The sequence below is a fragment of the Pseudoalteromonas sp. 5Ae-yellow genome (assembly GCF_014077565.1).
GTDB lineage: Bacteria > Pseudomonadota > Gammaproteobacteria > Enterobacterales > Alteromonadaceae > Pseudoalteromonas.
In genome coordinates, this window is the sequence record NZ_JACGWD010000050.1 from 1 (window position 1) to 19,405 (window position 19,405).

At 39.1% G+C, this 19,405-nt stretch carries 24 protein-coding genes and 1 tRNA gene; 19 read left to right on the forward strand and 6 right to left on the reverse strand.

What is annotated here, in order from left to right:
• Positions 1 to 753: 753 nt before the first annotated feature.
• From H4J63_RS13595 to H4J63_RS13625, 7 genes are all read left to right on the forward strand, one after another.
• A complete protein-coding gene (locus H4J63_RS13595; protein WP_182197072.1) occupies positions 754 to 1,437 on the forward strand; it encodes an SPOR domain-containing protein in 684 nt (227 codons plus the stop codon).
• Positions 1,438 to 1,548: 111 nt separating this feature from the next.
• On the forward strand, positions 1,549 to 1,974 hold the full coding sequence (locus H4J63_RS13600) for a hypothetical protein (protein WP_182197074.1): 426 nt from the start codon (positions 1,549 to 1,551) through the stop codon (positions 1,972 to 1,974).
• Positions 1,971 to 2,132 carry an SPOR domain-containing protein gene (locus H4J63_RS13605; protein WP_290192165.1) on the forward strand — a complete coding sequence of 54 codons (162 nt, stop codon included), beginning with the start codon at positions 1,971 to 1,973 and terminating at the stop codon, positions 2,130 to 2,132. Before H4J63_RS13600 ends, H4J63_RS13605 begins: the two co-directional genes overlap by 4 nt.
• A gap of 55 nt (positions 2,133 to 2,187) precedes the next feature.
• Entirely contained in the window at positions 2,188 to 2,781 is a 594-nt protein-coding gene (locus H4J63_RS13610; protein WP_024606239.1) for a FlgO family outer membrane protein, read from the forward strand.
• A gap of 13 nt (positions 2,782 to 2,794) precedes the next feature.
• Positions 2,795 to 3,496 carry a FlgO family outer membrane protein gene (locus tag H4J63_RS13615; RefSeq protein ID WP_010553226.1) on the forward strand — a complete coding sequence of 234 codons (702 nt, stop codon included), beginning with the start codon at positions 2,795 to 2,797 and terminating at the stop codon, positions 3,494 to 3,496.
• An 8-nt stretch (positions 3,497 to 3,504) separates the two neighbouring features.
• Positions 3,505 to 4,179 (forward strand): FlgO family outer membrane protein, encoded by a 675-nt coding sequence (locus H4J63_RS13620; protein WP_024606238.1) that lies wholly within the window; start codon positions 3,505 to 3,507, stop codon positions 4,177 to 4,179.
• Between the two features lie 72 nt (positions 4,180 to 4,251).
• A tRNA-Arg gene (locus H4J63_RS13625) sits at positions 4,252 to 4,326 on the forward strand.
• A 415-nt stretch (positions 4,327 to 4,741) separates the two neighbouring features.
• Here the strand turns inward: H4J63_RS13625 and H4J63_RS13630 are convergent.
• Both H4J63_RS13630 and H4J63_RS13635 read right to left on the reverse strand, forming a co-directional pair.
• On the reverse strand, positions 4,742 to 6,190 hold the full coding sequence (locus H4J63_RS13630) for a dihydrolipoyl dehydrogenase (protein ID WP_182197076.1): 1,449 nt from the start codon (positions 6,188 to 6,190) through the stop codon (positions 4,742 to 4,744).
• Between the two features lie 70 nt (positions 6,191 to 6,260).
• A complete protein-coding gene (locus tag H4J63_RS13635) occupies positions 6,261 to 6,989 on the reverse strand; it encodes a glutathione peroxidase (RefSeq protein WP_182197078.1) in 729 nt (242 codons plus the stop codon).
• Between the two features lie 112 nt (positions 6,990 to 7,101).
• On the opposite strand from H4J63_RS13635, the gene H4J63_RS13640 reads away from it, so the two are divergent.
• Positions 7,102 to 8,001 carry a LysR substrate-binding domain-containing protein gene (locus H4J63_RS13640; protein WP_010553232.1) on the forward strand — a complete coding sequence of 300 codons (900 nt, stop codon included), beginning with the start codon at positions 7,102 to 7,104 and terminating at the stop codon, positions 7,999 to 8,001.
• On the opposite strand, the gene H4J63_RS13645 is transcribed toward H4J63_RS13640, so the two are convergent.
• Positions 7,998 to 9,191, reverse strand: a complete 1,194-nt coding sequence (locus tag H4J63_RS13645; RefSeq protein ID WP_024606235.1) for a flagellar assembly protein FlgT — start codon at positions 9,189 to 9,191, stop codon at positions 7,998 to 8,000. The genes H4J63_RS13640 and H4J63_RS13645 overlap by 4 nt on opposite strands.
• 130 nt (positions 9,192 to 9,321) lie before the next feature.
• Here H4J63_RS13645 and H4J63_RS13650 point away from each other — a divergent pair, with 130 nt between their 5' ends.
• Entirely contained in the window at positions 9,322 to 9,780 is a 459-nt protein-coding gene (locus H4J63_RS13650) for an LPP20 family lipoprotein (RefSeq protein WP_008168853.1), read from the forward strand.
• A gap of 208 nt (positions 9,781 to 9,988) precedes the next feature.
• Positions 9,989 to 10,255 (forward strand): hypothetical protein, encoded by a 267-nt coding sequence (locus H4J63_RS13655; protein ID WP_024606234.1) that lies wholly within the window; start codon positions 9,989 to 9,991, stop codon positions 10,253 to 10,255.
• A 150-nt stretch (positions 10,256 to 10,405) separates the two neighbouring features.
• On the opposite strand, the gene flgN is transcribed toward H4J63_RS13655, so the two are convergent.
• The 3 genes from flgN to flgA form a co-directional block, all read right to left on the reverse strand.
• The gene (gene flgN / locus H4J63_RS13660) at positions 10,406 to 10,837 is read right to left on the reverse strand and encodes a flagellar protein FlgN (protein WP_024595784.1); all 432 of its coding nucleotides are present in this window, start codon (positions 10,835 to 10,837) and stop codon (positions 10,406 to 10,408) included.
• The gene (gene flgM / locus H4J63_RS13665) at positions 10,830 to 11,150 is read right to left on the reverse strand and encodes a flagellar biosynthesis anti-sigma factor FlgM (RefSeq protein WP_024606233.1); all 321 of its coding nucleotides are present in this window, start codon (positions 11,148 to 11,150) and stop codon (positions 10,830 to 10,832) included. The genes flgN and flgM overlap by 8 nt, the downstream gene beginning before the upstream one ends.
• A 76-nt stretch (positions 11,151 to 11,226) precedes the next feature.
• The gene (flgA, locus tag H4J63_RS13670; RefSeq protein ID WP_182197080.1) at positions 11,227 to 11,934 is read right to left on the reverse strand and encodes a flagellar basal body P-ring formation chaperone FlgA; all 708 of its coding nucleotides are present in this window, start codon (positions 11,932 to 11,934) and stop codon (positions 11,227 to 11,229) included.
• A gap of 140 nt (positions 11,935 to 12,074) precedes the next feature.
• Between flgA and H4J63_RS13675 the strand changes: the two genes are divergently transcribed.
• The 9 genes from H4J63_RS13675 (at position 12,075) to flgH (ending at position 19,394) form a co-directional block, all read left to right on the forward strand.
• On the forward strand, positions 12,075 to 13,010 hold the full coding sequence (locus H4J63_RS13675) for a chemotaxis protein CheV (protein WP_010553244.1): 936 nt from the start codon (positions 12,075 to 12,077) through the stop codon (positions 13,008 to 13,010).
• Between the two features lie 17 nt (positions 13,011 to 13,027).
• Complete coding sequence (locus tag H4J63_RS13680) at positions 13,028 to 13,858, forward strand: protein-glutamate O-methyltransferase CheR (RefSeq protein ID WP_182197081.1); 831 nt, start codon at positions 13,028 to 13,030, stop codon at positions 13,856 to 13,858.
• Between the two features lie 145 nt (positions 13,859 to 14,003).
• Positions 14,004 to 14,411 carry a flagellar basal body rod protein FlgB gene (gene flgB / locus H4J63_RS13685; RefSeq protein ID WP_024606231.1) on the forward strand — a complete coding sequence of 136 codons (408 nt, stop codon included), beginning with the start codon at positions 14,004 to 14,006 and terminating at the stop codon, positions 14,409 to 14,411.
• 5 nt (positions 14,412 to 14,416) lie between these two features.
• Positions 14,417 to 14,848, forward strand: a complete 432-nt coding sequence (flgC, locus tag H4J63_RS13690) for a flagellar basal body rod protein FlgC (RefSeq protein WP_010553247.1) — start codon at positions 14,417 to 14,419, stop codon at positions 14,846 to 14,848.
• Positions 14,849 to 14,861: 13 nt separating this feature from the next.
• On the forward strand, positions 14,862 to 15,542 hold the full coding sequence (locus H4J63_RS13695; protein WP_182197083.1) for a flagellar hook assembly protein FlgD: 681 nt from the start codon (positions 14,862 to 14,864) through the stop codon (positions 15,540 to 15,542).
• Between the two features lie 58 nt (positions 15,543 to 15,600).
• Positions 15,601 to 16,983, forward strand: coding sequence for a flagellar hook protein FlgE (gene flgE, locus H4J63_RS13700; protein ID WP_182197085.1), 1,383 nt, complete (start codon positions 15,601 to 15,603; stop codon positions 16,981 to 16,983).
• Positions 16,984 to 17,140: 157 nt separating this feature from the next.
• The gene (locus tag H4J63_RS13705; RefSeq protein ID WP_024606229.1) at positions 17,141 to 17,884 is read left to right on the forward strand and encodes a flagellar basal body rod protein FlgF; all 744 of its coding nucleotides are present in this window, start codon (positions 17,141 to 17,143) and stop codon (positions 17,882 to 17,884) included.
• Positions 17,885 to 17,905: 21 nt separating this feature from the next.
• Positions 17,906 to 18,694 carry a flagellar basal-body rod protein FlgG gene (flgG, locus tag H4J63_RS13710; RefSeq protein WP_002959420.1) on the forward strand — a complete coding sequence of 263 codons (789 nt, stop codon included), beginning with the start codon at positions 17,906 to 17,908 and terminating at the stop codon, positions 18,692 to 18,694.
• 16 nt (positions 18,695 to 18,710) lie between these two features.
• Positions 18,711 to 19,394 carry a flagellar basal body L-ring protein FlgH gene (gene flgH / locus H4J63_RS13715; protein WP_182197087.1) on the forward strand — a complete coding sequence of 228 codons (684 nt, stop codon included), beginning with the start codon at positions 18,711 to 18,713 and terminating at the stop codon, positions 19,392 to 19,394.
• The last annotated feature ends 11 nt before the right edge of the window (positions 19,395 to 19,405 follow it).

Genomic DNA, 19,405 nt, shown 5'->3' on the forward strand with positions numbered 1-19,405 from the left:
TACCAAGCGCACAGGGCGTGCATCTGTGAAAGTGTTATGGAAAGGATGGCTTAAGTTACAAGCCATCCTGGAAGGCTACGATTTAGCAAAATCTCTTGAGTCAGACTTGTGATCAAGAGACAGCCTATATCGGCGCCTTTTTTATGAGTTTTATCAGGGCCTGTTTATCTTTCGAGGTTAAATTTGCAGCAGGCTGTTTGGTATTTAGGCAAGGCAGAGCCTATGTAGTGTGGTTATTCCCCATAAATAGGCGATAACGTAGCATAGATGCCAAACATGCGCTGCCCGAAGGGTTCTGCCCCGGGGCAATTTACTCTTTGTTACTCGGTTTTTACTTATTCTTACATGGATGTAAGCCATTAGAATAATGCAGGAGCAGTTATCGAGCCCACTAGGTTACAAACCTCGCGCCGCGATTAAATAGCCCCTAGATTGAACAAATTTTAATCCTGAAAGGTCAACAGGACCTAGAATCAAATAAGAAAAGGAATAGCTCTAAAATAAAAGTTTTTAAGTCATTACAGACATATTGTTATTTATGTTGTAAAGTTTGTGTTAATTGGCATTGAATTTGTATTAAATAATGCTCTCAAGGAAGGGATGGAGTATGCAACGTTGTGTTTTACGAAACACTGACAAGCATGCGAAGAGCTAAGTTTTATAGCTCACAGCTTAAATAAAGTTAAACGCTTTCTTGTGAGAATGTTTAACTGAAATGTAGTGTAAAAACACTGCTTTCAGGACAACTAATACATGTTTATATATAAAAAAAATAACATTCGGCTTTTACTTAGCTTGCTAATGCTTTTATTTGGTACAGCATGCAGCGTCTCGCCTGAAATAAAAACCATTGATGAACAACCTCAAAGTAACTCGCCTGACTACGTATCAATTACAGCCCTTGAACTTGCACAGCTAAAAGATGCCGCAATGCAGTGGCAACAAGCTCGTGAAGGCATAGAGCGAATTTTAAGATTAGAAAAAGAAATAACTTACCTCGTAAATCATATCGATATTATAAACAGCAAAGCTATTGCGCAGTCTAATCAAGGGTATAGCAGCAAGTCTGTACGCTCACCACGAAACACACGTAATGTTAAATCACGCCAACAAGTCAAACAAAATTACAGTAATAAAAAACAAACTGTAAAATTAAATAAACCTAAACATGTATTTGCTTTACAGGTAGCTTCGGTTGACTCAGAGCAAGGTATGGCTAAAGCATGGCAAGAGCTAAATACTAAAGCAGCACCGTTGTTTAGAGACAAAATATTGACTAACGTAGAAACCGCCAAAATAAACGACAAAATGTTTTACAGGCTGAAACTTGGCTCTTACCAAAACTTTAAAAATGCAAAAGCAGACTGTGACGTATTCAAACTGTACAAACTCGATTGCATAGTAAGTAACTACACTGATAAGCCAGTAAAGCTGTAGTTAAAATAGAAACTTGCTTAAAATCTGTTTATCCATAAAATACACCCTTCATAATTAAATGCGTTTAGGGGTATATGACCCCATAAAACAACGTCATTTCAGGGAAGGAAAATGCTTTTAAAACGGAGCTTAGAATGCATGATGCTAATGGGTGTACTTGTTTTATCTGCATGTAACTCATCTCAACAAGTTAAAATGGCTCAAGCAACCCCGCAACCGATTCTTATTGAAAAGTCTGATTTGGAGCTGCTCAAAAGCTCTGCGGCACAATGGGAAAGCTCTCAACCAAAAGTAGAGCAGCTACTCAAGTTAGAAAATAAATTAACGCAGCTTGCTACTAACCTAAAACAACTAAATGAGTCTGATGTTCTAAATACTCGTGTAAATGATGTAGTTAATAACGAAAGTATATTAAAAACCGATTCGGCATTGTTTGCTTTGCAAATTGCCGCTTTTAAAAATAAAAATGCATTGCAAAAGAAGCTCAGCGAATTTCAAAAAAAATACCACAAAATATCATCTTATCCACTGAGATAAATGTAGAAACCGTAAGTGTTAATAACACAACTTTTTATCGATTGAAGTTAGGTGCTTATAGCAATTCAGCGGATGCGAAAAATGATTGTTTAGCTCTTATAAAGCAACAAGTAGCATGTTTTGTTAGCTATTATGTTCAACAACCTTACAAACAGTGATCTTTAGGCATAATAATTGCTTTAACTCTTATATATTTAAAAGAGGATGGCAACTATGCGCCTGTTATTGCCCTTATTATTTGTAAACCTAGCAGCTTGTAGTTTAACGCCTCAACCCGAGCCGAGTGTCAGTACTAATGCTCCCAAAGCAGCTATGGCAGCCTACACAGTAAGCGAATACGTTAATAACTTAACAGCCCAACTTAATAATCTTCAAGGGCCGCTAAGTAGAAATGCACGTATTGGTGTAAGTAGCTTTTTTCTTGCCGATAAGATCGACTCAAAACTAATGACAGAGCAAGGTTTTGGTTTAAGCCAACAGATCCAAGAAAGTCTTTTAACTCAAATGACCCAACTGGGATATAACACCGTTGAGTATAGATTGGGAAACAACTTAAACTTATCAGAACATGCCGACAGTATACTCAGTCGTGATTTAAATAAATTACGCGCTCGTCAGAATATTGACTTAATTATTACCGGCACAGTGACCCGTCAGCAACACGCTTATATTGTAAATGCACGTTTGATAAATATTAATAATAAACAAGTTTTGTCTGCCGGCAGTACAGAGATCCCAATTAATGTAATGTGGGGCAATGAAAAAATACAGCAACGCGATGGCTACTTATACCGCAGCGAATACTAACCAGGAGCACAAAATGAGAAATCTATTAATTACCCTCTGTTTACCTTTGGGCTTTGGCTGTTCGCATATACTAAATGGTATGAATACAGGTACGGATGAGACCCAGGTTCAAAATAATAACCAAACAACGCAACTCGTTAATAATCAGCGTGATGTTGCAGATCCAGTATCCAATGACCGTTTATTTCAATCGGACTTTGCTCAAAAAAATAGTCATACTAAGCCGACTCCGCCAATGCGAAAGAACATAAACCATTATGTACGCGGGATAATGCAAGACATGGTTGAAAATCTGCAATATGTTAATGGAAAAACACCATTAGCTGTTTCAAGCTTTGTATTTTTAGATGATGATTTTAATGACAGTAGTTTACTGGGTAATCAAATATCAGAAAGCTTTATGCACGAGCTACATAATTTTGGCATACCCGTTATTGACTTTAAAACAACCGACTACATGCGTGTTACACCTGAAGGAGACTTTGTATTTAGTCGAGATTATTTAGAGCTTAACCAAGATCAAAACTTTAAATACGTACTCGCTGGCACATTAGTGAGTAGTCAAGGAGGAGTCCTTGTAAATGCACGTATTATTGGGCTGCAAAGCAAAGCCGTAGTAGGCACTGCGCAAGGTTTTATTCCGCAGTCAGTTGTTGATGCACTTAATAGTAACTACCGCACTGATGGCATAATGCTTAAGCAAGCAAGCAAGTGAGGCTAACTATGTCGTATATACTAATTACTATCGTTGGATTTACTACTTTAATTGGGTTAACAGGCTGCTCAATGACGCATAATAATGAGCATAACGAAAACACAACACGAACAGATTACACAGTAAACGGTGGTAATGATCAGCTTAATATTGCTTATAGTAATCAAGCAATACAATTGCAAGTTGAATACGATCCATCTCAGCAGTTCACACCACTTAAGCACCATAAAACACTTGCTAACTATGTAGAGCAAATGGCACTTGATTTGGTTGATACGCTTGAATTTGAAAGTGATACCGACACCAATATTAATATTGCCGTTACTACCTTGGTCGATCTTGATTCATCGCTTACTAAAAGCAATCAATTGGGTAATCAAATATCTGAGACGTTAATTCATCAGTTACAAAAGTTTGGTTATGGCGTGGTTGATTTTAAAACAACCCAAACAATAGATGTAAATAGCCGTGGTGATTTTGCTTTTTCACGTGATATTGAAAAGCTTAGTGAAGAGCAAATGGCGAGCCATGTATTAGCGGGTACATTAATTTATCGCCATGATGCTGTTGTTGTAAATACACGTGTAATTAACGCGCATACAAAAAAAATCGTCGCAAGTAGTCGAAAACTAATCCCAATTTATGTACTAAATAAAGAAGATATATACTTATCAAGCAATTAAGTTCAGTTGTCGCTTGATATAAAAAACCAGATGCCGTTATAATTCACACCTCTAAGCACACAGCTTATTTGTGGCCTCTTAGTTAAATGGATATAACGGCCCCCTCCTAAGGGGCAGTTGCAAGTTCGATTCTTGCAGGGGCTACCAATAAAATCAATTAGTTACGAGGTTGGTGCTTTGAAATTCAAACTTCATCTAGCACATATGTAGCAGTGCTAACTCAGGCATTCATTTTCAAAAAAGATTATTAATACTTCTGTATTTTAAACATCTAATTCAATTTATCACTTCAGTCGAATAAATATTACAGCACTAAGTTAAAGCTAGGTCGTGATATAAAAAACCTTATTCAAGTTTTTGTCGCGCAGGCGGAGTGGCTTATACGTAGGTTGGCTTGAGCGCAGCGAAACCCAACGAAAAAGTATGTTATCAATTAATATCACTATTTTGCATTATCGATTGGCTGTCACTCACTTTAAGTTGAGCATAAAAAAGCGAATAAATAAATTTACTCGCTGATTATTTTTATTTAGCCCTAAGCCCTAAGCCCTAAGTCCTAAGCTTATGCCCCTGGGCCACATTCCATACAATGGTTAATAATGTCTGGTCCAAATTTAAGTTTGGCGTTTAAGTCACGAAGTGCTGTACGTAAGCCTTCTTCAATTACTGGGTGGTAAAATGGCATATCAAGCATTTCTGGTATGGTCATTTTGTTTTGTACAGCCCATGCTAGTAAGTGAGCAATATGTTCGGCTTGTGGACCAATAAACTCAGCACCTAAAAATAAGCCTGTACCTTGCTCTGCGTATACTCGCATATGGCCTTTATTTTTTAGCATTACTCGGCTGCGGCCTTGATTTTCAAAGCTGACTTCGCCTACTTCAAAACAACCACATGGGCCTAATCGGTCAGTAATTTGCTTGTAGCTTTCGCCTACCATTGCTATTTGTGGGTCGCTAAATACGGCTGCAATTTTTGCTCTACGCAGACCTATACGTACATCAGGGAAGCGCCCAGCATTTTGACCTGCAATAGCACCTTGGTCAGATGCTTCGTGTAGCAATGGGAGCATGTTACTTGCATCACCTGCTATAAATATATTCGATTCACCACATTGCATTGTGTGCGTGTCTGCGTGCGGTACGCCACGTTCATCAAGTTCAATGCCGGTGTTTTCAAGGCCTAGTTTATCTACGTTAGGTACTCGGCCTGTGGCTGCAAGTACGTAGTCAAACTGTTCGGTGTGCTTTTCACCTTGTTTGTCGGTGTAAGTTAGCTGCGCTTTGTCGCCAACTTGCATCATGTCAGATACGTTTGAGTCGGTATCTACAAAAAATTCTTCAGCAAAAACAGTATTTGCATAGTCTTTTACTACTGGATCTGTAAGTGGGCCAATTGCGCCGCCTACACCAAATAGTTTTACATTTACGCCTAGTCGGCTAAGTGCTTGGCCAATTTCAAGGCCTATAACACCAGGGCCAAATACAGCGACTGATTCTGGTAGGTCATCCCAATCAAATACGTCGTCGTTGATAATAAGTTTGTCGCCAAAATTATTAAATACGCCAGGGTATGAAGGGCGTGAGCCGGTTGCTATAACAAAGCGTTTAGCAGTAATTATGGTGTGATCATCTATTTGTATGCGGTTTGCGTCTAAAAATTTAGCATAGCCACGAATTTTGTCATCGCTTGGAAGCTCATCTACAGCTTCTACTACAAATCCGGCAAAGCGGTCGCGTTCGCTTTTAACGCGTGCCATCACTTCTTTACCATTAATACGTGGTGCAGAGCTGTGTACACCAAATGCAGGTGCCATTGTGATTGAGTGCGCAGCTTCAGCAGCTGCAATTAATAATTTACTCGGCATGCAACCAACTCGTGCGCAGGTAGTGCCGTAAGGGCCTGATTCGATCATAAGTACGTTATTTGTAAATTGTTTAGCATTACGATAAGCACTTAAACCCGCAGTACCCGCACCAATAACAACAACGTCGGTTTGCAATTCTTTCATTATTTTTTCCTTATAAAATAGGGGCAACCAGTGCCCCTATTTATATTTACTAATTGAGCAAAATTATTAATTAAGCAAAGTATTTTTCTAAATCGTCTGAGCCACCAATGTGCTTACCGCCAATAAATACTTGTGGAACGGTTTCACGGCCAGATACTGCTTTAAGGCTTGTTAGTGATGCGCCTGAGCCCATAACAATTTCTTCAAATGCAAAGCCTTTTTCTGTAAGAAGCGCTTTAGCTTTTGAACAGAACGGACAACCAGGTTTAGTAAATACAGTTACTGGCTCTGGTTTAGCTTGCTTAGGGTTGATGTAATCAAGCATTGTGTCTGCGTCAGATACTTCAAACGGGTCACCTGGTAAATCTGGTTCGATGAACATTTTGTCAATCACGCCATCTTTAACAAGCATAGAGTATCTCCAGCTGCGCTTACCAAAGCCTAGGTCGTTCTTGTCTACTAACATGCCCATGCCGTCAGTAAATTCGCCGTTGCCGTCTGGTAATAAAGTAATGTTTTGCGCTTCTTGATGTTCAGCCCATGCGTTCATTACAAAGGTATCGTTTACTGATAAACATACAATTTCGTCAACGCCGTTTTGCTTAAGTACGCCTGCTAATTCGTTGTAACGTGGTAAGTGAGTTGATGAACATGTTGGTGTGAATGCACCTGGTAGTGAAAAAACTACAACAGTTTTACCTTTAAAAATGTCATTTGTTGTTACTGATTTCCAATCGTTATTTTGACGAGTTGCAAATGTAACACTTGGGATCGTTTGACCTTCGATATTGTTTAACATAATTTTTGTTCCTCTTGATTTGTTGATAGCCATTATGGTGAATAATTAAATATAGTTCCAATCGTTTGTTTGTATTAAACTGATAGTTATAAACTATCACATAGAGCTGAATATGAACTTAAAAGATTTTGAATATGTAAAAGCAATAGCGCAATATAAACATTTTCGCAAAGCTGCCGATGCATGTTTTGTTAGTCAGCCTACATTAAGTGGCCAAGTAAAAAAACTCGAAAATGAGCTTGGCGTTACTTTGTTTGATCGCTCAACCAAGCAAGTTACCTTAACAGCTAAAGGTGAACGTTTGTTGACGCAAATAGAGATTATTTTAGAACAAACGCAAATACTCAAAGAACTTGCTGCTACTTCTAATGAGCCTCTACAAGGTAAATTAACTATTGGTATTATTCCTACCATTGCGCCTTACTTGTTGCCTGCGTTATTAACATCGATGAAAGCGGCATTTATTGATAGCCAGTTTTCGTTTATTGAGATGCAAACAGCAACAATTTTAGAAGCTTTAAACAAGGGGGAACTCGACTTTGCTATTTTAGCCGATGTGCCAGAGCTTATTAATTACCATACGGTTGCTTTATACAAAGAAGATTTTTTAGTGGCGGTATCACACGATAACGCGCTGTCTAAGCATAAAAAAGTAGCGCTGAGCGATCTTCAAGGATGCAGCCTATTAATGTTAAGTGATGGTCATTGCTTTAAAGATCAAGCCCAAAAGTTTTGTTTTTCTGCAGGAGTCGATGTATCTAACCAGTATAAAGGTAATAGTTTAGAAACATTATTAGCGTTAGTGGCCATGGATGACGGTATTACATTTGTACCAAAGTTGGCATGTACCGACCGTGTAGGGATTGATTACTTGCCTATATTCCCTAATCAGCAGCGTAATGTGGTGTTTGCATGCAGAAAGCATTATCCGCATTTATCTGGTGTAGAACAATTGGGCGAGTGGTTATCGGCTCACCCTAATTTAAAAGCTAAATTGAGTAAAAAACTCTAAAGATCTTGGCTGATTATTTCTACTACATCGTTAATTTGCACGCCAGGTAGCGGTTTTTCATCAATACTGACTGCTACTGCGGTTTGCTGATAAAGCTGCTCTACACGAATTTTATTAAGCGTGGTGATGGTGTGCGGCATAACATTACCTGCCGCGTCGGTTAAATAGTTATGGTGCGCAATGCTTAGCATTTGGCCTTTTTTTAACCCATGAGCTTTACCCAAGTTAATAACGATTTTGCTATTTTCCATATGCATTATTTTACCTTGAGTAGGTAAACACGCCATGGCTGCTTGAATGTCATAACTTACTGCTTGGTTGATATCGGTTATGCTTTGCCCATAAGGCGATTGCCAAAATCTATCACTATTAACGTCAACTATGGTTGTTTTTTCAAATGGCCAAATTGCTTCAGTATGGTAACTATTTTGCCAAAGTTGCTCATAGGTAGTGCCATCAAACAGTGCAAACTCAATGTTGTAACTGCGCTCATACGCCTCGTCTTGCCAAAATGCATAATCGTTATTGAGTTTGTCGCTAGTCGAAAGGCTGGTTATTTGGCTAAGCAGAACATATTGAGCGTTACTGCGCGAAGATATTTCTTCTAATTGAGCGTTTGAATAGTCGTGCTGCTGCGAAAAGTATTTATCAACGCTTATTGCATTATTATAGTAAGCAATAGGCACTGCGCTCATTTTTGATTTTTGCAGAGAGGTAAAAATATTTTTGCTAATCGCTTTGCTTACGTCAAATATTTGACCCATTTTGGCATGTTCACGATGAACAAGTTGGCTTTGTGTAACGGCCACAAACTTATTAAAACTATTTTGTGGGCATTGCTCTGTTTGAGAAAAAATATCGAGTCGTAATGTAACAGCAAATTTATTGTCGTATTTATTTTCGCTGATCAGTTCAATTTTTTGAATTTCGCCGTGGCTGCTAATTTTTAGCTGATCTTGCATTAACACGCCATCTACCAAGGTTTGCACCGAGCTAACCCGTGCGCCAGAGAACACTAACGCTTGTGTAATCGCATCTTTTATAGCGGCAGATTTAGCTGCGCTCGTATCACCATTTTGAACGTTCGCATGGCCTGTTGATTCATACCACTGCGCTTTAGTAAAAGGGGAGAAAGTTAATAATGCCGTTACACTTAATCCTGCAAATGCCAATGATAAAAACGACTTCATACTTTTACTCCAATTAAACGTTAGCTATTAACTAGGTAGAGCAAGGACTGTACCAATGTTATTTGGTAATACTATAAATGGCATTAAACGTGCATATGTACTGCTAATTACTATACAAGGGCTAGATGCTATGCGAGCGATTTCATTACTTATTACACTTGGGTGTTTAACCTTAGGTGGTTGTAGCAGCGTTTTTGATAAGCATGTTGAATATAAATATGTAGAGCCAAATAATTACCCAGTTTTAAAAGCGATAGGGTATGCACCTATTAGCTTACAAAAAGGCGCTAACGCGTCGCAAAAGCAACTTATGGCAATTAAAGCTTCTAAGCTTGAGGCTTACCGCGAGCTTACTGAACAAGTATATGGGCAAAAAATTACCGCAGGAACAACGGTGGAAGGTTCAATTGCTCAAGACGATTACCTAGAAAGTAAAGTGCAGGGGCTTATTAAAGGTGCACAAATAATTAAAACTTACGCAGTAGATGACACTTACGTGACCGAGCTTGAGCTTAATATGAAGCGTGTGCACGATTTATACATAGGTGAAGTAAAACCACGCGAAGTTAAAAAAGTAACTTATTACTAAATAGCCCAGTTAATTAAAAAAGTTATTCAAAATATCTCATCCTCTTATATTGAGTGCTATGCTGTTGTTAGGATTAATTTTTAATCAGATTGCGTAGTGCTCAACAGATGTATTTTATTGCCACTTATTTTAGATCGTTCAATAACAAAGGTTTTATCTGCTTTCAAGCAACAACATATTAAGCACTGAAACGATAGATTTAGGTAACTTGAGTGGTCTATCAACACCTGAGCAAACGGTGCAAATGAGTTCGGCGGAGCCGCTTAATATTGATGATGTAATCATGAACGAAGATGCAGAGCAGCTTATAGCGCTAAATACACTGGTTGAAGACGAAGGCTCTGCAATTGCTTATACCCCAGCCCAAAGCGGGGGAAGCATTGATACAGCAGCACCTGCAGTTGATGTACAAAATCAATCGGAGGAAATGATTAAACACTTAATTGAAAGTAGTAATAATCAAACGGATATTTAATACCAATAAAGCCCCCCTAATTATTTATTAAGGGGGGGGCTTACATAATTAAGTGAATTGGTATTATTTATAACTAAATTTAAGAATAAAGGACATTAAAAAAGCCTTATTGATAAGTCAATAAGGCTTTTTTAATGTAAAATTTGGGGCTTAAGCTTTTAAGTTACGAACCAGTTTACTCTCGGTATTTACAGATTTACCGGCTTGATCGTAGGTCATTGACGTTGGTGCGCCAATTAATATCTCTTTTAATTGTTTAACACTTAGTTGCGCTTGGCGGGCAGCATGAGCATTAACGTTATTTTGTTTTTGGCATTGTGCAAGTTGAGTTTTAACTTGGCTTATTAGCTCAGATATTTCAGGATTTTGTGAGTCGTTACTAGCAATTAGCTTACTTAGCTCTTTATCAAGAGTGCTTAACTTAGTTAAAAAAGACATTTTTTGTTGGGCAATTTCTTTTAAACCAGCACCACGTCGTGAGGCAATAGCAGTAAGCTCGTCGTTTAATAGCGTATGCAAAGAGTCTAAACAACTTACTTGTTGGTTTAGTTTTACGCTAATTAAACTATTATGATCAGCCATATACGTTAAACTCAAAATCAGCTAAATTTTTGGCAAGCTTTTCACTATCCACTTGGTATTTACCTTCAGTTATTGCTTTTTTAAGCTCAGCAACTTTATCGCTGTCAAAGCCAGGTGATTGCTGTGCTTTATCTTGAAGCGTTTTTAATTGCTGCGCTTGCGGCGTTAAACTTACAGAATCACTTGCAGCCTTAGGCGAAGGAGCCTGAGCAGCTTGTGTATTTGCATTATCTTTTTTTAAATCAACTTGTTGTTGCTTTGCATTTGTAAGTGCATTAGCTTGTTGATTACTACCATTAACTTGACTAACCATAATAATAAACCTGTATATTACCCAACTTATGCCAAGTTATCGGCATATACGTAGGATACTTTAGTATAAATCTAAATTAAATATTTACTTGAACAGACTCTACACCATCTACTCGCGCATTTAAAATTTTACCTGACTTTTTGTTTTTAATTTGTATTTGATCGCCCAAAGTACCGTCTTCTAATGCAATACCTGTTGTTTTAATTCTAAGGCCTCTGAGGTTTGCGTAAATATTAACAGAATCCCCCTTACAAACCATACAAATTTGGTTTAGTAAAACGGGCATCCCGCTTCTAATATTTCGTTTACTTCTGCTACCTATTAAAATTGTGGGATCATCTAAATACTGTATTCGTACAAAGTGAGTTGGTTTCATTTCAACACTCAAATGCGATTTAGTTATTACCTCACCACGAGCTAAGTTAGCAATTGCTACAACAACAGGCGCCATTTCAACAACTCTTACATGGACATATTGAGCCCATGTTTGAGCATCATTACATTTAGCTTGTAAAGTTACTTGGCGGTTAAATGGTGGTTCATCGGAAGTTGATAATTCAAGGTCAGAATTACAAATACGATCAGGAATGCGACTATCTAAAGGCAGTGCACTTAATTGCATATTAGTATTTTTTAATATACCAATCTGCTCAGTTATATAAGCAACAGCCATCTCTTGTAATAAATCTTTGCTAAATACTTTGGCCTGCAAAGGGAATGCAAAGCAGAGGCTAGCAACAAAATAAAAAACACTGTATCTTCTGACTTTTTTTAACAAACTCATAATGTTTCGACTATGCTTATGGTTTCAAACAGGGTATAAATATTTTGCGTCAAAAAGTAGACGCTCCCGCGATGTTATGTAGCTTTATTAATAGGAAGCAATTATCGTTCCGCATTATTTGTTTTCTTTAGGAGATTTGAATGGCAGGCATTTTAGACTCAGTAAACCAACGCACGCAGTTGGTTGGGCAGAACCGCCTAGAATTACTTTTATTTAAGCTCAGAGGGCGTCAGCGTTTTGGCATTAATGTATTTAAAGTGAGGGAAGTATTGCAATGTCCTCCACTTACAAGTATGCCAAAATCGAATGCTTATATTCGTGGTGTTGCTCATATTCGTGGTCAAACTATCTCAGTAATCGACCTGTCGATGGCTGTAGGCGGGCGCCCAATAGAAAATATTAAAGACAGTTTTATCATCATTGCTGAGTACAACCGCTCGGTTCAAGGTTTTTTAGTGGGCGGGGTTGAGCGTATTGTAAATATGAATTGGGAAAAAATAATGCCACCGCCATCAGGTGCCGGGCGTTATTCATATTTAACAGCCGTGACCGAAATCGAGAATGAATTAGTAGAAATTTTAGACGTAGAAAAAATTCTCAACGAAATTTGCCCAGTAAATACAGAAGTAAGTGCTGAAGTTGCACAAAGTGGCGACATTCAAAAAGACTTAGGCGAGCGTATCGTATTTATTGCAGACGACTCCGCTGTTGCGCGTAACCAAGTTAAACGTGCCCTAGAGCCGTTAGGCGTGCAAACAGAGCTTGCTAAAAATGGTAAAGAAGCTTTAATTAGGCTTAAAGAAATAGCAGAACTTGATTGTAAAAATGACATTACTGAGCGAGTTGCATTACTTATTTCTGATGTTGAAATGCCAGAAATGGACGGTTATACATTAACAGCTGAAATAAAAGCAGATCCTAAGCTTGCACCATTACATGTTATTTTACATACATCATTGAGTGGTGTGTTTAACCAAGCAATGATAGAAAAAGTAGGTGCTGACGACTTTATCGCCAAATTTAACCCTGATGAGTTAGCAACAGCGGTTAAAAAATGGGTCCATAGTGACCAATAAAAATAGGTGTTATTGATTTGAATAATAAAGATTTGCAGCAAAGTGAATACGACCAGTTTCGTTCGTTTTTAGAGCAGCAATGCGGTATTGTTTTAGGTGAAAACAAGCAATACTTAGTTAAAAGTCGACTTGCTCCACTCATGGCTCGATTTAATGTGGAATCTTTATCACAATTAGTAAGTAAAACACTTGGCCTTCATGAGCGGCAATTAAGAGCCGCTGTTGTTGATGCAATGACCACAAACGAAACGTTATGGTTTAGAGATCAATACCCATTTGAATTACTTCAAAATAAATTATTCCCTGAATTTAAAGAGTTAAGAAGACCATTAAAAATTTGGTCTGCTGCCAGCTCATCAGGGCAAGAACCCTACTCGATTGCCATGTCGGTTGCCGAGTTTCAAACTAAGCAACCTGGCGTGCTACGTATGGGAGCGCAAATTATTGGTACAGATATATCTAATACCATGCTCGATATGTGTAAAAATGCAGAATACGACGCGCTTGCACTTGCCAGAGGCTTATCGGCAGAACGCCGTAAAAAGTTTTTTAAAGATAGCGGCAACGGTATGGCACAAGTAAACGATACAATAAAAAAACAAGTTAGTTTTAGGCATTTAAATTTGCTTGATTCGTACGCGTTAATGGGCAAATTTGATATTATTTTTTGCCGCAATGTACTTATTTACTTTGCACCTGAAATAAAAGCTAAAATTATTAATCAGTTTGCACAAGCGTTAAATCCAAAAGGGTACTTGTTTTTAGGCGCGTCAGAGTCCTTGACTGGCTTAAGTACTGAGTTCGATATGGTTAGATGCAACCCCGGTATTATTTACCAAAAGAAATAATTAAGCTAATTCCTTTCCCTAAAACGACGCACTCAGCGTCGTTTTTCTATTTAGATACATGGCCTTATAAAAATATAACTCTCCTTATTATAAATGGCTTATTTTTTGCTTTATCCATGGGTAAGTCAATTTTTTGGAGAAGGTTATGGCTATCAGTTTTGATAAAGCATTAGGTGTGCATCCGCAAGCCATGTTGATCCGTTCACAGCGAGCAGAATTAATTGCAACTAATATAGCTAACGCTGATACGCCTGGCTATAAAGCAAAAGATATAGACTTTGCCTCGGCATTAAAAGCGGCAAGGTCAACCCAGCAAAGCGGCAATACCATGGTAAGAACTAACGATAAACACATTGGTGGAGGTACTCATAGTATGGGCAACTCTGAATCATTTCGTTTGCCAAATCAATCAGATACGGGCGATGGTAACTCGGTTGATATACAAGTGGAACGAAACTTGTATACACAGAATGCTATGGAGTATCAGGCCAGCTTGCAATTTTTAAGCGGCAGATTCAAGGGTCTGAATAAAGCTCTCGGTAGTCAAGGATAAAAATTATGAGTTTATATAATGTTTTTGATATTGCAGGTTCGGGTATGAGCGCACAAAACGTTCGCTTAAATACTACAGCTAGTAATATTTCTAATGCTAATACCATTAGTTCATCTCAAGACAAAACGTACCGAGCGCGCCAACCTGTATTTGCGGCTGAGCTAACAAAAGCTTCAGCATCAGCAAGTAATCAGCAGGGCTCCGCAGTTGGTGTTAAAGTTTTGGGCATTGTTGAAAGCGATGCACCATTACAAATTGAATATAACCCAAACCATCCAAGTGCGGATGAAAATGGCTATATCTATAAACCCAACGTTAATGTTGTAGAGGAGATGGCAAATATGATTTCTGCCTCTCGTTCTTACCAAACAAACGTGCAAGTTGCTGATGCAGCAAAGCAAATGCTAAGTAAAACACTGTTGCTAGGGCAGCGGTAACCGAGGGTAGGTTATGAGTAACGATATTAGTACATCTTCATCCTATTTAGACTCTATACGCTGGCAAGAAAAGCAAGTAGCGACCAGCGATGGTGAAAGTGATGCGTTAACGCAAGAAGACTTTTTTTCTTTGTTAACTCAGCAATTATCGTATCAGGATCCCAGTAATCCTGCGGATAATGACCAAATGATTGCTCAAATGACGAGCTTTACGATGGCTCAAGGTATTAGTGATTTGAATTCAAATTTTGATACGTTGGCTACTTCGATGACATCAAACTCAGCCCTGCAAGCTTCAACGCTTGTTGGCAAGCAGGCTTTACTAGAGTCAAATACTGTTGATTTAAATGAATCAGGTGATGCTAAAGGGTCTATCGTTGCTGAAAGTGCAGTTGAAAGCTTAACACTTAGTGTAACTGATGCTTCAGGACAGCTAGTGAGAACAATTGATATGGGTTCTCAGCCTGCGGGCGCTGTTCGCTTCGCCTGGGATGGTAATAATGAAAGCGGTGAGCGTTTACCTGAAGGGGAATACACGTTATCGGCACAAGGTAGTACCAATGGCCAGTTTTCTAGCTTGCCTATTGCAACTTTCAAAAATATTGAAAGTGTAAACATTAACGGCTCAAGCGGCATCATTGTGAACACTAAAGAAGGTGCGGTTAGGTTAACCGACATTGCAGAAATCGCGTAACAAATTTAATATTTCTTGCCTGCCAGCAGGCCACAGATTAACAGGTTAGAGGTGAATTATGAGCTTCAATATTGCATTAACCGGCCTAGCTGCCGCACAAAAAGATTTAGACGTAACTGCAAATAATATTGCAAACGTAAATACAACAGGCTTTAAAGAGTCGCGCGCTGAGTTTGCCGATGTTTACGCTTCATCAGTATTTAGCTCTGGTAAGACTAAAAATGGTGATGGTGTACAAGCGACAATGGTTGCACAACAGTTTCATCAAGGGTCATTACAATTCACTAATAATTCGCTTGATTTAGCGATTACGGGTGAAGGTTACTTCGCGATGACAGATGACTTATCTTCGCAAGACTTAACATACACACGGGCAGGTGCATTTAAGTTAAACCAAGATAATTTCATAGTTGATGCTAAAGGAAATTTCTTGCAAGGCTTCCCTGTTGACGAAGCAACAGGTAATACAACATCAGTAAGCCTAAGCACTTCATCAGCTTTGCAAATTCCTGATTCATCAGGCTCTCCGCGTGCAACAACAAGTGTGTATAGCTCATTCAATTTAGATTCGCGAGTTGAGTCACCAACGCTTCCATTTAATCCAGATGAAAGTGCTACTTATAATTCATCAACATCAACTACAGTTTATGACTCATTAGGTGAACCACATGTTTTACAGTTATTTTTTGTAAAACGTGATGATGCAACAGTGGCTGAGAACGCAAATAAATGGGATGTTTATACTACTCTTGATGGTGACAGTTTTGGAGCTGACGGTGTACTTCAGGACGGAAGCACCTCTTATGCGCCTTTGACTACTTTTGGATTTGACTCAAGCGGCGTACCGTCAACAACAGGTGATCCAGCTGTAGATAATGTAGCGAATACTTTTAATCCTATTTCGATAATTGCAGGTGATGCAGCCTCCGGTACAGCAGGCCTTTCTGATTTATTAACGAATGGTGCAAGCTTTCCTGCAAATATCGAAGTTAATTGGCGTGATGAAACTGGTACAGCAAATAAAGTGCCTACTCAATATGCTAGTAATTTTGAGGTGAAAGCGCTTGAGCAAGATGGAGCAACGGTTGGCCGTTTAGCCGGCATTGATATTGGTACTGATGGTAAAATTGTAGCGTCATACAGTAATGGTGATACATCATTTTTAGGCCAGGTAGCTATGGTGCGTTTCTCAAACTCGCAGGGGTTACAACAAGTTGGCGATACAGCGTGGAAGAAGAGTTTAACATCGGGTGAGCCTATCGCTGGAGAACCTGGTTCAGGTACTTTAGGTAGCATCAATTCATCAGCACTCGAGCAATCAAACACCAATTTAACCACTGAGCTTGTAGACTTAATTACTGCACAGCGTAATTACCAAGCAAACTCACGTGCGCTTGAAGTTAACTCAACAATTCAGCAAAGTATTTTGCAGATTCGATAAGTTAAACCCCATTGAATATATTAGGCTGCATTTTTGCAGCCTTTTTTATAAGTCCTCTTTGTAAGCCCTTCTAAATACCTCTCAATGTTGCGTCAAATTTAATCTGGCACCTATTTTGCATTTATAAGTTCAGAGATTTTTTATGTGAGTCGATACTATGGACAAAATGGTCTACATTGCGGCCTCTGGCGCTAAGCAAAGCCTACAAGGGCTTGCGCTTAAAGCCAATAATTTGGCGAATGCAAATACAACAGGATTTAAAGCCGACTTTGCGCAGGCGCGTTCTATGCAAGCGTTTGGCGAAGGTTTACCTACCCGTGTATTTTCAATGCAAGAGCGTCCGGGTTCTAACATGGTATCGGGTGGCATTGTTCAAACCGGGCGCGACTTAGATATCGCGATGAGTGATAACGCTTGGCTTGCCGTGCAAGATGCCTCAGGCAACGAAGCTTATACCAAAGTAGGTACGCTCAATATTACAGCGCAAGGCATGTTAGTAACCAGCGGTGGTCGTCAAGTAATTGGCGAAGGGGGACCTGTTATTTTACCCGTCCCAGTCGAAAAAATAGGGTTTAGCCAAGATGGCGCTATTCAAGTACGACCACAAGGCGCTCCCGCTAACTTTTTAGAAGAAATAGATACGCTTAGAGTGGTAGAAGCTAATAGCTCACAGCTCGAAAAAGGTAACGATGGTTTATTTAGACCAAAAGCAAATGTAACAGTAGATACCTCTGCCAATGTAAAAGTTTTAAGTGGTTCGCTTGAAATGTCGAATGTGAACCCAGTTCATGAAATGGTCGATATGATAAGCCACCAGCGCCAATTTGAATTACAAGTGAAATTAATGAAAACAGCTGAAGAAATTGACGAGCGTCAAGATCAGTTATTACGCATAGTTTAACTTTAAAGTGAGGACACGATTATGAATCCAGCATTGTGGATCAGTAAAACTGGGCTAGACGCTCAACAAACCGATATATCGGTTATTTCAAATAACTTAGCGAATGCGAGTACCGTAGGTTACAAAAAAAGCCGCGCTATATTTGAAGATTTACTTTATCAAAATATTAATCAACCAGGTGGTCGTTCATCGCAAGATACCGAAATGCCATCGGGCTTAATGTTAGGTGCGGGTGCTAAAGTTGTAGCTAACCAAAAAGAGTTTACGCAAGGCAACATGTTGACCACCGAAAACTCACTAGATTGGATGATTTCTGGTGAAGGTTTTTTTGAAGTACTGCAACCAGATGGCAATATTGCTTACTCGCGCAATGGTCAGTTTACTACTGATGGCGATGGACGAATTGTAACATCGGGCGCTGGTTACGTTATTCAGCCAGAAATGAATGTACCTGATGACGCGCAATCAATTACAGTTTCGCAAGACGGCGAAGTATCTGTACGTGTTGCAGGGCAAGCCGATAACGTGGTCATTGGTCAGCTAACAATTAGTGACTTTATTAATCCATCGGGCCTTGAGCCAATTGGTCAAAACCTTTATACCGAAACTGCTGTAAGTGGTGCGCCGGTACAAGGTAACCCGGGTGTTGAAGGGTTAGGGAGCATTATTCAAGGCTCACTCGAAACTTCAAACGTAAATGTAACTGAAGAGCTAGTAAATCTAATCGAAACTCAGCGTATTTACGAAATGAACTCAAAAGTAATTTCGGCCGTTGACGAAATGATGAGTTACATTAATCAACAGCTTTAATAGAGTAGGGGGAATTATGCGTAATATTATTTTATTTACAGCGGGCACATTATTTTTAAGTGGCTGTATGTCTACGCAAAATAGTGAAGTAGTGCAGGACGACCCTTACTACGCACCTATGTACCCCGAGCCTATTTTAGAGCCGCTGGTAGCCACAGGTTCATTATTTAATACTCATACATCAAACGACTTATATTCTGATAAAAAAGCGCTACGTACTGGCGATATAATTACGGTTAAACTGCAAGAGTCTACTCAAGCAACAAAAGCCGCCAAAACAGAAACAGACAAAGAAACCGAGGCAAGCTTAGACCCTGTTATTGGATTAGGTGGCCTACCTGTCAATATAGGTGGTGACAGCATTCAGTTTGGTATTGGCAGCGATTCGTCGTTTACAGGCGATTCAAAATCGAACCAGTCAAACAGCTTAGTGGGCGATATTTCGGTTAATGTAATGCGCGTATTACCTAATGGTAACTTAGTTATACGCGGCGAAAAATGGCTAACGCTTAATACCGGCGAAGAGTTTATTCGTTTAGAAGGGCTAGTACGCCCCCAAGACGTAAGCGCCGATAATACGGTTGAATCAAACCGCATTGCTAATGCACGTATTCAATACTCAGGTAAAGGGCAAACGCAAGAAGCGCAAAGTCCTGGTTGGCTTACACGTTTCTTTAGCAGTTCGCTGTTTCCATTTTAGAGGGTAACAAC